The 14721-nt window shown below is 51.0% G+C and carries 12 protein-coding genes; 2 read left to right on the top strand and 10 right to left on the bottom strand.

The genetic code is table 11. The features are described 5' to 3' along the window. Positions 1 to 5: 5 nt before the first annotated feature. From ACEW72_RS07705 to ACEW72_RS07660, 10 genes are all read right to left on the bottom strand, one after another. Positions 6 to 1760 carry a type I secretion system permease/ATPase gene (locus ACEW72_RS07705; protein WP_373475908.1) on the bottom strand — a complete coding sequence of 585 codons (1755 nt, stop codon included), beginning with the start codon at positions 1758 to 1760 and terminating at the stop codon, positions 6 to 8. Positions 1761 to 1844: 84 nt separating this feature from the next. Continuing rightward, on the bottom strand, positions 1845 to 2531 hold the full coding sequence (locus tag ACEW72_RS07700) for a calcium-binding protein (protein WP_373475799.1): 687 nt from the start codon (positions 2529 to 2531) through the stop codon (positions 1845 to 1847). Positions 2532 to 2701: 170 nt separating this feature from the next. Continuing rightward, a complete protein-coding gene (locus ACEW72_RS07695) occupies positions 2702 to 3469 on the bottom strand; it encodes a sulfotransferase (protein WP_373475798.1) in 768 nt (255 codons plus the stop codon). After that, positions 3466 to 4923, bottom strand: coding sequence for an oligosaccharide flippase family protein (locus ACEW72_RS07690; protein ID WP_373475797.1), 1458 nt, complete (start codon positions 4921 to 4923; stop codon positions 3466 to 3468). The genes ACEW72_RS07695 and ACEW72_RS07690 overlap by 4 nt, the downstream gene beginning before the upstream one ends. Before the next feature lie 10 nt (positions 4924 to 4933). After that, a complete protein-coding gene (locus tag ACEW72_RS07685) occupies positions 4934 to 5818 on the bottom strand; it encodes a glycosyltransferase family 2 protein (protein WP_373475796.1) in 885 nt (294 codons plus the stop codon). A gap of 76 nt (positions 5819 to 5894) precedes the next feature. Further along, positions 5895 to 7217: a hypothetical protein gene (locus tag ACEW72_RS07680; protein ID WP_373475795.1), complete on the bottom strand. Its 1323-nt coding sequence runs from the start codon at positions 7215 to 7217 to the stop codon at positions 5895 to 5897. A 67-nt stretch (positions 7218 to 7284) separates the two neighbouring features. Next, the gene (locus ACEW72_RS07675; RefSeq protein ID WP_373475794.1) at positions 7285 to 8928 is read right to left on the bottom strand and encodes a glycosyl hydrolase; all 1644 of its coding nucleotides are present in this window, start codon (positions 8926 to 8928) and stop codon (positions 7285 to 7287) included. After that, entirely contained in the window at positions 8925 to 10049 is a 1125-nt protein-coding gene (locus ACEW72_RS07670; RefSeq protein WP_373475793.1) for a glycosyltransferase, read from the bottom strand. The genes ACEW72_RS07675 and ACEW72_RS07670 overlap by 4 nt, the downstream gene beginning before the upstream one ends. Then, positions 10015 to 12240 (bottom strand): GumC family protein, encoded by a 2226-nt coding sequence (locus tag ACEW72_RS07665; protein WP_373475792.1) that lies wholly within the window; start codon positions 12238 to 12240, stop codon positions 10015 to 10017. The genes ACEW72_RS07670 and ACEW72_RS07665 overlap by 35 nt, the downstream gene beginning before the upstream one ends. A gap of 14 nt (positions 12241 to 12254) precedes the next feature. Beyond that, positions 12255 to 13526: an outer membrane beta-barrel protein gene (locus ACEW72_RS07660; protein ID WP_373475791.1), complete on the bottom strand. Its 1272-nt coding sequence runs from the start codon at positions 13524 to 13526 to the stop codon at positions 12255 to 12257. 74 nt (positions 13527 to 13600) lie between these two features. On the opposite strand from ACEW72_RS07660, the gene ACEW72_RS07655 reads away from it, so the two are divergent. After that, positions 13601 to 14101, top strand: coding sequence for a DapH/DapD/GlmU-related protein (locus ACEW72_RS07655; protein WP_373475790.1), 501 nt, complete (start codon positions 13601 to 13603; stop codon positions 14099 to 14101). Positions 14102 to 14168: 67 nt separating this feature from the next. Then, positions 14169 to 14702, top strand: a complete 534-nt coding sequence (locus ACEW72_RS07650; protein WP_373475789.1) for a hypothetical protein — start codon at positions 14169 to 14171, stop codon at positions 14700 to 14702. Positions 14703 to 14721 lie beyond the last annotated feature (19 nt).

Below are 14721 nucleotides of genomic sequence, written 5' to 3'. Positions count from 1 at the left end.
ACTCATCACACGTTTTCGGTCGAAGATATTTGGCTGGTTTTTGTAGAGTTTGGTCCGGGCGCGAGCTTGGCGAGTACCTCGTCCTTGTTTCCGAACGCACGAACGACGCCTTGGTCGAGCCAGAGAAGTTTACCTATTTCCGCAAGGGCGCTGGGCCTGTGGGCGACAATGATGATGATCGCTCCACGCGCGCGGGCGGTGGCAATTGCGTGATTAAGCGCGAAATCGCCCACAGCATCGAGATTGGAATTAGGTTCATCTAGAACGATGAGGAACGGCTTGCGAAATAGCGCGCGTGCCAAGGCGATCCGCTGCCGTTGGCCGGCAGACAGGTTCCGACCATATCCCCCCAATAACGTGTCATATCCCTCCGGCAGACCGATGATAAGTTCATGCACGCCCGCATCTTTGGCTGCTTCAACTACTTCTTCACTTGTCGCGTCCGGATTAAATCTTGCGATATTTTGGGCCACAGTACCATCGAACAATTCTATATCTTGCGGCAGATATCCTAAATGGGTCCCGATGGTGTCGCTTTCCCATTGGTCAAGAGTAGCACCATCAAGCCTTACCGAGCCTCGCGCAGGAGGAATGATACCAACTAGCGAAGATGCAAGGGAGCTTTTGCCCGATCCGCTTGCTCCAACAATTGCCAGGCTATCTCCTGCAGACAAACGAAAGCTGACATCGCGAAATAGTACAAATTGCGAACCGGGAGCAATCGCGACGAGGCCTTGCACTTCTAATTGGCGGGAGGGTATTGGTAATTTAGTCCGCACATCAGCGTCGCCGTGCATATTAAAGCATTCGGCCAATCGGTTCCATGCCTGTCGCGCCGAAATGAAGCCGCGCCATTGGCCAATTGCAACTTCAATCGGTGCGAGTGCGCGGGATGCAAGGATGGTACTGGCAATGATTATGCCGCCTGATGCTTCACCATTTATAACTAACCAAGCGCCGCATGCAAGAATGAGCGATTGTAGCAGCATTCTGAAGCTTTTGCTGAATGTACGCATGGCGCTTAGGCGTACAGAGATATCCGCGTTGGTGCCGAGATAGGATTCGCTCAAGCTGGTCCATCTGGCCAAGGCATGTTGTTTCATTCCCAACGCGTAAATGACTTCGGCATTTCGGCGGCTGGATTCCATATATGTTACGCGTTCTGCGCCGCGCCTTGTTGTGGATTCGATTTGCGCGATGGTCATTCGATCGGTGATAATCGTCAGGATTACGAGTATCGCCGCCCCGGCAAGACTGACTAACCCCAGAATATAATGGAAGGCGAATAGGATTGCGAGGAACAAAAACACCCAGGGCAGATCGAAAATTGCCATGGGACCCGGACTTGATAAAAATTTACCCAACTGGTCGAGGTCGCGGGATGGCTGGGGTGTGTCGCGACGTTCGAGCCCGCGTAATTTGGAAGCCTGCATGATATCGAATACACGGCTGGAAAGTGATTTTTCGAAAATTGTGCCGCAATGAATGGTCAATTGATTACGCAAATGCTCGATTACAGATTGAAACGCGAAGGCAATGATGAGCAAGATTACCAAACCAATCAGGCTTGGGATACTTCGGCTCGGCAGCACTTCATCATATACCATGAGCATGAAAATGGCGCCCGAAAGCATCAAAATATTCAGGAATGCGCTCATGACGAGTAAGGTTCTGAGCACACCTCTGCGGCCTGAAAGAGCCGCATTGAGCTCGGGCGAATGAATTAAACCGAAAGTCGATTGGCGGGGCAATTGGGTCACCGGAGCACAAGGCTCGTTCATAATGAAAGAGGAGCAGCGCGCCAATTTGTGCCGCGCTGCTCCGGGATCAGAATTAAAAAGAGTTTAGATCAGCAGATCTGCAAGCGTAACTCCAGTCGCGTTGTTCAACTGGATTTCATAGTCTACAACTGAATCGCCATCGGTATCGATTGCGATCACTGTGCTTGCACCACCGGCGAAGCTATTGAACGAAATCTGTGATGCATCAAGATTGAGCGAAGCAAGATTGATTTTGTCTTCGCCAACGGAAAAGTCGGTGATGACGTCACGAAGACCGGCACCAGCTTCGGATTCGCCTGCACGAAAGAAGAAGATATCGCCCTCGGTTCCACCAGTCATGACGTCACGGCCCATGCCGCCGGTCAAACGGTCGATGCCTTCGCCGCCGGTCATCACGTCGTTGTCATTGCCGCCGAGCATGTAATCTTCGCCATTGCCGCCGTTGAGAATGTCCGCACCATCGCCACCCGCCAAACGATCGCTATCGTCGCCGCCGAACAATTTGTCGTCGCCTTCGCCGCCGCTAAGGTTGTCGTTACCGAAGCCGCCGATTAATGAATCATTGTCGGCACCACCGAATAATTTGTCGTCGCCGTTGCCGCCAAGAAGTTGGTCATCGCCAGCGCCACCGATCAAAACATCGTTACCTTCACCGCCAGAAATTTTGTCATTTCCGGCAAGGCCGTTGATGGTATCATCTTCGGTTGTGCCAACAATAATGTCGTCACCGCTAGTTGGAGTAGTAGGCATGTTCTTAATTCCTTTTCTAAAAATCGGAAAAATACTCGAGCTTGCTTAGTCAATTAAATAAATACAGGTGGCCGCCACAGTCTTGACGCTCTGTTATACAATTTTTAGCAGACCCTGTTTTCACTTCATCTATGCGATGATAGTTTAACGATTTGTTAAGCAGAAATTCGTTACACCTGCGTGACAGTGGCTAGTGCTTCGTCATATAAGTTGTGCAACGCTTGTAACCTGTTGTCAGGCAATTTGATCTGATGCAATTTATCTGTAGAAGTTGTTGAAATATCGTCAGATATTATTTTGTTATACTTGTGTGAGGTGAGCGGATCGCCGGCGCCGTGGCCCAATCCATTTTTGGGTTGCTGATAACTGTTCGTGAGTGGCGGTGTTAGGCCAATCATTTCGGAAATTTTGACCAGATTTTTTTCGGGATTAGTTTTCAATTGTTCGAAAGATATGCCTATCCGATGCCGAGGAGGGAACTTTTCCCAATTGGCCATTAAAGAGCATATGCGCTCTTCATAATAATCTGAGGCCAAACCGTCATTTGAATACTCATTCGAGCCAATAGATGAAAATAAATTCCGAATAGATTCTATGGTTTTTATTGGTTCGCGTATCATGAATATTACGCGACTTTTAAAAAATTCGGCAGAATTTTCTGAATCATACCGTGAGTGAAGTATTTTATCGAATAGATATGCCGAATTCTGTCGATAAGAATTTCTCTTGATTTGATTTAAGATCAATAATCCAAGTTCTGATCTACTCTTGTAACGGATATGGGCTTCTCCATATCCACTGATTTGTGGATGGCTGCATAATATGTTCGAAAGCGCGGTCGAACCGCAACGCATATGACCCATAATAAATATCGATCGGTCAAAACGGCATTTCGGGAGAATGAAAGCTGTGGCGCTGCCTGCCAAATGTTTAATCATGGGGTCGCCCGGCTGGGTTTTGCATCGGGTAAATGTCCCAAGCTACCGATAGCAGTCAAAATCCGGGCTCTCACAATGAAAGCTCCGGTGATTGAGCCGACGGCTGCCGCGAACAATCCCCATATAACCGCTTGTTCTCGCGAGAGATGAGGGAACATCTGCTCCAACAGAGAAAGCGCGAGGAAAGTTCCGATAACCGGGGGGGCACTGGTTTTAATCATGTCCAGGATTGCCTGAGTGCCTGCCTTTGACAGTTTCAACACCATATAGCCGTATATCAGGCTCATCGACGCGGTCACGCCACCGACGACGATAGCGACCTGTTGAGGACCAAACGGAGCCACAAACCAGGATAGTCCGACAACCGCTATTGCGACACATATTTGCACGCGCAGCATCTGCTTTTGGCGGTCATGGCAGACCAAAAAGGAGGTGGTTACGGCGTCCAGCAACATGAAGGACTTAATCGCGCAAAAGCTCACGACAATTGGCACCGCCGGCGTCCACTTTTCGCCCAGCGCCAAAGGAACGAGATCATCGGCAAGAAAGCCAAGGGTTAAAAGGCCTGCCCATCCAATTGCTCCGACCCCCGATAGCATTGTCAGCCATGAGGTGCCCAAGCTTTTCTCCTGCACCAGCCTTGCCGAAAGGTTGGTTTGGGAAATTTTTTGTAATGGCTGTGCGAACAGGTCCGTCAAAGTCGACACAATCCTGCTTGATGCCCGATACAATCCGGTAGCGGCCGGTGACAGCATTATACCCAATACTACGTCAGCCCCATAAGTTGACGTAAAATTCAACAGGACGGCATAATAGCGCTCTTTTGACCACAAGAACACTTCACGCACGTGCGTCCATCCTCTTCCTAGGGCGGGGCGCTGTGTCGTACCGATGGCATAAAGCACAAACAGAATTAGGAGCCGCGCGTAAGTTTGTGCCACAAGCGAAACAACGCCATATCCTTTGATGAGCAAAAACACAGCCAATGCTGCGCCAATGCAATCTCCGATCAAAGTACTTAAATAATAGCGCCGAACGCGCAAATCGCGGAGCAGAACGGCTTCATACCAAGCGGTAATTGCGACCAGGAAAATGGAAGGTGCCAATAATGCAATGAGTCTGCTTACATCGTTGGTATCAAAAATCCGGAGCGCAAAGAAATATACTAATGCCAGCAAGCACGAAATCATTGTGGCCAAAATGATGTTGGCCCTAAGGCAAGTAGCATACAACGTCGTGGTGAGCGGAGTTTTGAGTAAATACTCATAAGGCCCTACGTAAAATAAAGCGCGTGCAACGATCAGGAAAAGTGAAGCCAGCGCATAAGAACCAAATTCTTCGATTGAAAGTTGGCGCGTCGCCACGATCGTAACGCCAAATAAAAGAAATTGCACGGTCGCGCGGGACAGAAAGCCAATCCCTCCGCTCACTATGCCTTCTTTGTTTGAAGCCATGAAAAGTCGCCTAAAGTTGTAAGATACGCTGAGGGTGCAGGCGCCCGGCACATAAGTCAAAAAACGCAACAGCATTACCCTGTAAACGACCAAAGCGATCGACATGAGGTTCCGGGTAAAAGCTGCGGGCTAGATTTGCTATGAAGTTGCGGCTCATGAGACGCCAGGCGAGCTTCGGAGGAATCGTCTTTTTCTGCAACAGATAAACCGGGTTGGCGATTTGAGAATATCCTAGCCGTTTACCCGACGTGCGCCCACCCTTCATTCCAAGATGCACTCCGGTCAGGAGGTTGGTGTAAATCAAGATGCCGTTGCGACCCAGCTGGAACGAAAAGTCCACATCTTCTTGCCAACCGTAGAGCGGCAAGGTTTCGTCAAACCAGATATTTTCCGCTGCCGACATCCGGACACATAAATTGCAGCCATAAAGGGCAGGGAGTGATCGTTCTTGAATGATGTCAGCTGGTTGATGCGCGTCGACCATAGCCTTGCCCTGTTCAAACGATATGCCTGAACTTTTTATACCGTCGGCAAGCAGCTTACCGGTCGCGCCGACCAGATTGGGTCGAAGCGTAAATACCTCTTCCAATGCCTCAAGATAATTGTGTGCAGGTACAAAATCGTCATCGAAAAACACAACAATGTCTGCCCGGCCAGCGATGTGGCGAAGCCCTGCATTGCGCTGCCTAGGCAGACCTTTTTCAGCGAAAATAATCTCAACCGGCAAAATTGATTTGTGCTCCAAATCGCCGACATCGCTATCCACTGATGCACAGATGACGATGCCATCTGGCTGCCGTGTTTGTTTGGCAAGTTGGTTCACCGTATGTTGCAAAAGATCAGCACGCCCTACAGTCGCGACAATTACAAAGACCCGCACTTTATTATGCCCCATTTTTCGAATCGAATTATCGTTTTGCCGATTGTTGTTACAAAACCGCGTCTGGAGGGCCGATTTCGGACGAGTGGAGTTAACGGTTCATTGTATTCGTAGGTGTTCGCCGCAGTGCCAATGCAAACCCGCAAAAAAAGCCCCAGATAAAGCCTGGATCAGGAGAGGCCGCCGAAAAAGTCGCCGGTATTAGCATAACAATAGCTGCCCATGAGGCGGCTACACCGGTCGCTTGGCGCGTATTGTCTACGCGAAGATAACTTGATCTGTAATGTGGCTTGAAAACGCGGATTAAGTGCACGATTATGGCCGCGCACCCAATCAACCCCGTCGATCCGATGACCGCGGTAACAATACTCGAAGAGCGGAAGCTGCCGGGGCCAACACCAAGCCCGCCCGTCGCCCAGAAGGCTTCAATACCTTGCCTTGCCCAAAACCCACGCTGCAATGCAGAAGCGCTGGATGCCTTGTCGACCGTAAATTTGGAAACAAAATCAGCAAACGAACTTGCTGCTTCGGGGCTGAATGCCAATATAGCAAGAACAGCGGCAAGCCCAACCATCCCCCCGGAAATCAGAACAAGAGCTTTCCGCATGGATACCGAGCCAGGAAAAAAAAGCATCCGTAGCGCGATGATCAGGCCATAAGCCGAAAGCCCGATATATGCGGTGGTTGACGTGGATATCAGCAAGGCAATGGCCAATAGAGCAGCCCCGCGTCCGGTCCATTTCGGCTCGACATTGCGAAGCCAAAGTTCCGTTGTGAACACCAGCCAGGCAAAGCCATAGGCTGCAAATACCGCGGGTTCCGGCCAAATTCCGTTCATTCTTACAAAGCCGTCAAATGTTTGGTCCAGCTGGGCATAAAAGCCGTTGCGGAAAAATTTTAGGACGGAAACCCAAGCTGTCCCCGCCAAAACAACACTCGACAACCCGAGCAGCGCATGCACCCCGCAAACTGTCGCAGCGGTCCGCGCAATTGTGATTTCTGATTTTTCCCCCTGACTGGCGATATGGCCGCACAGTGCCGCAATCAATGTCGCAAGAAGATAAACCGCCGAGGTAATGTTTTGACTGCTAAAGCTGAGCGGAAAAGCGGCAAAAATATATCCGTTGGGAATAGGTCTAAGAGGTGTGACATCTATCTTGCCAGCAAAAATGTTGGGAAGAATGAACGCGCCTGCAACGCCATACAGAATGAAGATTGCAAGAAATGATAGATCTTGGGCCGCGAGTTGAAATTTTTGCGCTTGTCCCGGGCCCGGGAGCACCGCTTTCAAAAATAGGAATCCCAAGGCAAAGATAGCTGGCTGTAAAGTCGAGCCACCCAATGCAGTCAGGATAATTGCCGCTGAACCGCCCATCAGGGAGAACAGCAGCGTCATCCTTAGCATAGCTGTCATGCTTGAGCGCCAAAGGAGAATAAGCGCTATTCCAGCGACAAGCACTCCGAAATGTGTGGGAAGCATTTTAGCAGTCCGCGACGTCGACGGCCGAAAGAGAAACCCTGAATCGATACCCCATCCGGTCGCCTCCGGCATTTGCATTTGGACTTAGTATCAAATCGACATTGTCACCGGTTTGCAGCCTTACCGGGACATGGGCGACCCGTTTGCCAGATAATATCCCGACCGGGCCAGACCAAATCCTTTTCCCATTATGTTGCATTGCTGCAGTGACGCCGTCCCCAAATTTTCCCAATGGTGTAAGACAAAATGACGCAATAGCAGCGACTGGCCTGTCTGCCGTATAGCGCACCAGCGAACTATATTGTCCCGCTGGCCCGATACCCGCGGGGTTTACGATCATTTGCGGAACAGTTTTGTTCCCCAGATAGCTCGTCCATTTCCAATCTATTGGAGTCAAAGGTACAAGTGCACCAGCCTTATTCAAAGCAAACCAAGAGAGCGGCGCGCTGGGAAAACCAAATTGGCTGTCGGCGAGAATTTCGGCGCGTCCAAATTGAACGTTTGGCGCGCTTTCAACGATTACCGGTGTGTCAGACACTTCGTTTATAGCCGAAATTATTGAACCTTCGGCATCACGAAACCGCGCATTGGGGCCAGCGCTGATCGGTCGGCGTGTTCCCCATATTACATGCGTGGTCGGGCCATACCGAAAATGGAACAGTGAAGGATCGGCATGGTCGATCCGGCGCGCCAATCCTTGTGGAACCAAGTTATTGGCCGCATAAGCGAAAGCCCGCGCCCCGGGTTTTTCTGCGCCCTTTAATGTAAGCAGTCCCATCGTGGGAAACCAAGTCTGGTCAATCAGGGCATACCAGTAAATATCTTTCACACCCGCACCCTGCATCAAAGACAACATCTTGAGAAAGAAAACGGGGGCATCGGCCGGTTGCACAAAGTCACGGCTGAATTCTGTGACCCAGATTGGCCGAACCTTTCCGGCGTCTTTCATAGCGTCATTCAGGCGTCCAATTTCCCAATCAACCGCTTCAGGATCTTTGCGATAGGGATGGATCGCGACCCCATCCATAAAATCCAGAGCACCAGCAGCGAACAGTGATTTTAGAAAGCCCGTTCCAATTGCGTTTGTTGAACCGCCAAGAATGGCAATATCGGGATGACTTGGCTTTACGCGTTGAAAGACGGCTTTCAATAACGCGGTATGCGATGCGGCACGCGCAGTCGCCGCCGGGCCCGTCATTCCCCCCCGACCATTGATTTCGTTACCCACTTCAATTGCTATTACACATCCTGAATAACGATCAGCAATTGCCTTGATGTAATTGGCAAAAGCTAATTGGGCGCCGGGCGAATGCGCTGTCAATTTGCTATCGTACAGGGGGTTGCGTGGTTCAATTCCGAGCAATACGGTCATGCCTGCAGCGCACGCGGACGTAATATGCTGCGTTTTCTTGACCGAGAAATCATAAACACCCGGGCTTTTTTCAATGTCCGGCCAATGGAGCGAGTCACGGATCGTTCCCACACCGATAAATGTCGCACGATCGATAAGTGAAATGGGCCAACCCTGACTGAAATGTGTCGTGACACCGATACGTGTCTGGTTATTTTGCGCCCGAACAACCGGGGCTTGTGCGCTTGCCGACAAGATCAATGTCAGAAATAAAATGGCGCGCCAGTATATCATCCGCCCGCCTTCTTTAATGCCCCGATGAATGCCCGGTCGAACTTGTCCGGTGAAAAACGGGACGCATTTTTGATTGCAGCGTCAGGATCGAAATGAGGAAGCCAGGCTTCGAACAGCTGCAGCGCATCCATTATAGATTCTGCGCTTTGTTCTTGAAAGAACAATCCGGTTTCTTCCGGAATAATCGAGTCATTTATTCCTCCGCGTCCAAAGGCAATAACTGGGCGTCCGCTGGCGTTGGCTTCAACCGGTACAATGCCGAAGTCTTCTTCCGCCGCGAATACCAAAGCCTTGCAGTTTGCATAAGCGTGTTTCAATTTCGCGAAATCCAGCCGCCTTTTTACGGTTATGTTGGGACCAGCGCGTTTTTCTATCATGGCCGCCATGTCGCCATCACCGACCATCATCAGCGGCAGTCCAAGGCGATTAAATGCGTCGACGACTATATCGGGTCTTTTGTAAGCAATCATTTGCCCGACCCACAGATATTGTTCGCTGACATCATGCGAAATACCGAATTCATGCGTCGCGACCGGCGGATGTACTACATCTGCATCGCGTCGCCATGCCCTTGCTATGCGTTGTTTTATGAAATGCGAATTGGCGACAAAATGGTCGACGCGCGCCGAAGACAATGTGTCCCACTGTCGCAAATAGTTGAACACCGGCGGCATTAAAATTTTGGTCAATCGGCCAGCCGAACTGCGATAATCATGATAGTGATCCCACAAATAGCGCATGGGCGAGTGGGTATAACAAATGTGCAACGCGTCCGGCGCGGCAATGACTCCTTTGGCGGGGCCTGACTCGCTGCTGATGACCAGATCATAGCCACGCAGATTAAGCGCCTCTAACGCCATCGGCATAAACGGAAGATATTTCTGGTAATGACGTCGCGCGCCGGGGAGCCGTTGTATGAAGCTTGTGTATACCGGACGGGCGCGGATCACGTCCGACATTGCTTCAGGTACATAGACATGCGTAAAAATATCCGCGTGTGGAAAGAGATGCAGTAATCTTTCGAGTACTCTTTCTCCGCCCCGCATCCCTACGAGCCAATAGTGGATAATCGCAACCCGGCGATGTTTAGCGACGTCGGTAGTAATTTTTGTATTTGTCATAATAAAATGCCGCATCGCCATCGCCAAATTTGACCTGCTTTTTCATGTCAATCTGGTTGAGCGTGATCCCGATGTCATTGATTGTATGAAGAGGTAGCAGCTTCAACGCCGCACGGACCGCCGTGTCCGATGTTTTGCGCCAAAGGGTTGTGATGATAACATTGTCGACCAACGAGACAATTTCACGTGTTTCAGCGACGGGTAGAACCGGCGCCAGATCAAGGACAATAAGCGAAAAATGCTCCCGCAGAACGGCAATTAACTTATGGAAATTGCCCTTTTCAAGCAAACGTTCACTATCCGAAAATGAATTGGTAATGGGAAGGATCATCGCATTGCTGTCGGGATCTTTGATCATGGCGTCGCCCAGCTTGGCTTCGCCGTGTATCATCTCGCGCAGGCCCGGGCGCGATTTTCCGGAATTAAATCGCTTGCTTAACGTGCACCGGACGAGATCGCAGTCAATCACAATGACGGTTTCTCCGGCAAGAGCGGCTGCCCGCGTAATAGAGGTCGCAAGCGATGTTTTGCCTTCGCCGGGCAGGGCCGAAGTTACGGCGATGACATGGCTGCGGTTGCTGTTGCTTTGGCGGGTCGATGCGAGCAAACCGCGGACCGATTCAGCATAAGCAGACCCCGGATCTGTAATGAATGACTGTGCAGGGTCGTTCCCTTCTACATTTACAGATGCGAGTGAAGGGATGCCGCCCAAATACCGAATACCAAGACGCCCTTCGACTTCATCGCCTGTGGTCAGTCCGGAATATGCGGTTTCAGCGGCTATCGCTGAACCGGCCCCTAACAACGTTCCGATTACCAATCCAAGTGCGAGATTCAGGATCATGTTCGGGCTGGATGGACGCTCAGGCACTTTTGCGGAAGAAAGCAGTCGTGCCTCTGGCCGTTCAGTCCCCGATTGCGCCAGCACTTCCCGATATCGGCTCAAATAGCTTTCATACAGCGTTTGAGAAGCTTGCGCCTTGCGGTTCAAATCATCCAGTCCAACGAGTGCAATATTGTTCGCCGCAAGCGCTGCCCGAGCTGAACTGAGATTTCCTTGTAACGACCCTACCTGTTGTGAGGTTGCCGACGCGCTGGAAGCCAAGCCTGTATTTATCCCTGATTTAACGCGTTCTATTTCAGCGGAAATTTGTCCATCAATATCGGCCAATTCACGCCTGGCGGTTGCGAGATCTGGATGGTCATCAAGATAACGCCCCGAAAGGTCGGCAATTTTTACGCTGATCGTCGCGCGTTGTGCGCGAAGAGATTGTATCACCGGCGAATTTACCGCCGCTGCAATTCCTGCGCCGCCAGCATTGTTTGCGCGCCCACGGTCCGCAGCAGCGGCGGCCCTCGCGGTTGCGAGTTGCTGACCATAAGCCGCCGCTTCTTGCTCAGAGAGTTGTGTGGCCTGGGCGCTCAATAAATTATTGCGGACACGAAAGCTCTGTACTGCTCCAAAATCGGATTGGGCTTGCGTACGCAATTCCTCGATCCGTGTTCGAAGCAGGGCCAGGGTCTTTTCATTTTCCGCACGTTTGGTCCGCACTGCACTTTCTGAATAGCTGGACGCAAAGGCATTGGCGATTTGGGCGGATCGCTTCGGATCAGGATTCGTATAGGTTATACGGATGGCATATGCTGTTTCCATCCGGTCTGCCTTAAGCGAGGCTAGCATTGCATCGGCCAGTCGCCGCTTCAGATTGTCGGCTGGTATTTCCGGGGGCTTTATGCCTACGAGACTCTTGATCGAGGCAGTGATTCCACTGCCGCCGGCAACAGTTTCAACAAAATTGCGGTCTTTTTCCAGTTTCAGGCGATCGACAACCTGCATCGCCATTTCCTGCGATTTGATGATTTTCAATTCGGTATCGACCTCTTCAGATCGTTTTGGGCTTTCACTCTGTATTTCACTGGAATCAGGAACAAGTTCACCGGAAAACTTGTTCATAACGACATCAACCGTCGCCTGATATAATTTCGGCTGTTTCAATGTGAACAAAAACGCCAGGAGAACAGCTACGCCCACGATTGTTGCAAACAAACGGAAACGGCGACGAAAAATGCTTACAAGAAATCGCAGATCGAGCCGGTCAGCGGTCGACGTGTTTATGGGTGTGCCGAGCATTCCGGCCGGAACAGGGCGAACTGCCAATTCATTGCCCAAATAGCGATCAGGTAGGTTCATGTTGTCCACCGCTGTTATAGTGAGGCCCGAAGCCAAAGCCCCGCCTCAAAACCGCTGCCACCACTTAGCTGCAGCCGATTGTTTGAAGACCGGTCCCGCAACCTTGAAAAAAGTCCGCCCGTAAATCGGCTATTGATAATATAGCGACCTTCCACACCGACCAAAGTTGCAACGGCTTTAGTATCGATTTCGCGATAATTTTCGTCAGAGCGCGCCAATGTTAAAACGACATCAATGTTACGGCGGACTTCGTAAAAAAGTTGGAGCGATGTCGCGTCGACAACAATTCCCGCGACCGTTGGAATTCCGCTGTTCACTATCTTCCGTCCGCTCGCGACAGAAAGGCTCATCAACGGCGTGGGATACCAGTCGACCTTTGCTTGCCAAACGGGTCCGTTGAAATCCTTGTATATATTGGAAATATAATCACGGGTTACATATCCCGCTGATATTTCTGCACTGACGAGTTTGCTCAATTCGGTGCGGATACCGGCGATGGCTTGGCCACCTTTGGAACTTTGGTCGCAGCAGCTTGGCGCGTTGGGGCTATCGGCTTTGCTGTAAGTGCCGGCGGCGAATAGAATTCCGCCATTTGGGAGCGCATATTCCGATTTGAGCGCAAACGACACAACGTTGCTTGCACGAAATTGCTGATCTTCGGTCTGGCCATTTTCCAGCTTGATGTCTGCATAGTCGCGCTTGGTTGCTGTTACAGATGCCGTTAGGCGCATGGCACCGGTTTCGGCCCGCGCCGCGATCTGCGCTTCGAATTGCCTGTATTCGGCTGGACTTCCCTCTGTAATTGATTCGCCCGCCTGGCCACGGGGTTCGATTTTTTTGTCGAATGCTACACGCGTAAACACCGATGCCTTTTTGGCTACAGCAAGTCGACCATTTGCTTCGATGCCAAATGTTTCGCTGTTTTGGCTGGTTATTGACGCAAATCGCGCGACTGCAGCCTGCGCTCTGACAACATAACTTGCCTGTTCAGTTCCGCCTGCGGCGTTTACAGTCGGCATTACCACGACAAAAACAGACCCACGTTTCTGCGTCGCCCGGTTCAAAACATTGCTGTCACTCTCCACTTTTACCGTCAATGAAGGCTGAATTAGAATGCCGCCTGTTGATATACCTTCAGATGCCAAGCCAGCCTGTTGTCTCGAACCTGCAACATTGCTGCGTAAAAGGGGGCCTGACGGTTCGGATTGGAAGGGTTCGCGCGTTTGTGCAAACGCAGTTCCAGAAACAAAAATCGTCGCCAAAAGTGTAAGGCGAAAGAATATCATGACGTCCTGTGCTAGAAAAATGGTCGCGGCTAGCTCGTGGTCGCTAGAACAATTATTTGTTGCAAGTTGATGACATGCGCGAACTGATTTTTTTGGCATTGGCTAATCATTTGCCGCGATTGCGTGCATCTGACCGAATTCGGCACATTTTATATGCTTTTGCCGGATTAAAAATCGACGGTCGTTGCCTTTTGTGGGGGCCATTTACGATCCGCCCGATCGGTGGTGCAAAGAATATTTCCATAGGCCGCGGAACCTTTATCAACAGTAATGCACGGTTCGGTGTACCAAGCGCTCCGGTTTCCATCGGCCGGAATGTCCAGGTCGGACCCAATGTCTCGTTCGAAACGGTCAGCCACGGGCTGGTCTATGTACCCGGCAAGGGCAGGGGCGATACCATCTTGCCAATCATGATTGAAGACGAAGTCTGGATCGGTGCGGGTGCTATCATAACGGGCGGTGTCACTATCGGCAAAGGTGCCGTAGTGGCGGCCGGTGCCGTCGTTACAAAGGATGTCGCTCCCTTAACGGTCGTGGGCGGCGTTCCTGCGAAACTTATAAAATCGGTAGAATAAAGATCGGCTGAACGCAAAATTCTGCGCATTTCATTTTATTGTCATAGCCTGGCGGCATGGCCGCCTCATGCGTATACTGCTTTTATCATTGCCGCTCGCTCTTGGTGCGCTGCAAACCCCCGCATCTGCCAAGGTTGCGACAGGAGTCGCTTCATTTGCGGAAATGTTACCAGCCCGGACACTGCATTGCACATTGGCCCGCGCGCTCAATCTGGATCCATCACGTGTCCAATCCCGCGGTGAAATTCAATATGAGGGATCATATCCCTTTTCATTGCATTTGCCCTCGATCCCAAAGCGTCAGACCCCGCCACCTGATCCAACGGAAGATCCAGAACCTGTTGATCCTGCGACGGCCATAACCAACGATCCTGCCGGGTTGGCCAACGATGGGAAACGGGCATTCGACCGCGTCATTGACCTTTGGCCCAACCGCGTTGAAATGGCGCGTGCCATTGGGCCTGCATTGTCGCGGCTCATTATCATCAGTGATATCGATACGGCTAAAGGCTCCGCAAACCTGTTCATGGCTCCCGCCGCGGATGCAGCTTCAATGGACATGAGCAAAGTGTATCTCGGTTCCTGCCGCATCGCGAGCTAGACCTATCGCTTAACTTAGG

Source organism: Sphingorhabdus sp. (assembly GCF_041737645.1).
Taxonomy (GTDB): Bacteria; Pseudomonadota; Alphaproteobacteria; order Sphingomonadales; family Sphingomonadaceae; genus Sphingorhabdus_B.
Note: the sequence above shows the minus strand (reverse complement) of the source record. Positions and strands in the feature narration are given on the sequence as shown.

Bases quoted from the DNA above. Each gene is read 5' to 3' on its own strand.
- ACEW72_RS07700 (WP_373475799.1), bottom strand. From the start codon at position 2,531: ATGCCTACTACTCCAACTAGCGGTGACGACATTATTGTTGGCACAACC.
- ACEW72_RS07695 (WP_373475798.1), bottom strand. From the start codon at position 3,469: ATGATTAAACATTTGGCAGGCAGCGCCACAGCTTTCATTCTCCCGAAA.
- ACEW72_RS07690 (WP_373475797.1), bottom strand. From the start codon at position 4,923: ATGGCTTCAAACAAAGAAGGCATAGTGAGCGGAGGGATTGGCTTTCTG.
- ACEW72_RS07685 (WP_373475796.1), bottom strand. From the start codon at position 5,818: ATGGGGCATAATAAAGTGCGGGTCTTTGTAATTGTCGCGACTGTAGGG.
- ACEW72_RS07680 (WP_373475795.1), bottom strand. From the start codon at position 7,217: ATGACAGCTATGCTAAGGATGACGCTGCTGTTCTCCCTGATGGGCGGT.
- ACEW72_RS07675 (WP_373475794.1), bottom strand. From the start codon at position 8,928: ATGATATACTGGCGCGCCATTTTATTTCTGACATTGATCTTGTCGGCA.
- ACEW72_RS07670 (WP_373475793.1), bottom strand. From the start codon at position 10,049: ATGACAAATACAAAAATTACTACCGACGTCGCTAAACATCGCCGGGTT.
- ACEW72_RS07665 (WP_373475792.1), bottom strand. From the start codon at position 12,240: ATGAACCTACCTGATCGCTATTTGGGCAATGAATTGGCAGTTCGCCCT.
- ACEW72_RS07660 (WP_373475791.1), bottom strand. From the start codon at position 13,526: ATGATATTCTTTCGCCTTACACTTTTGGCGACGATTTTTGTTTCTGGA.
- ACEW72_RS07655 (WP_373475790.1), top strand. From the start codon at position 13,601: ATGCGCGAACTGATTTTTTTGGCATTGGCTAATCATTTGCCGCGATTG.
- ACEW72_RS07650 (WP_373475789.1), top strand. From the start codon at position 14,169: ATGCGTATACTGCTTTTATCATTGCCGCTCGCTCTTGGTGCGCTGCAA.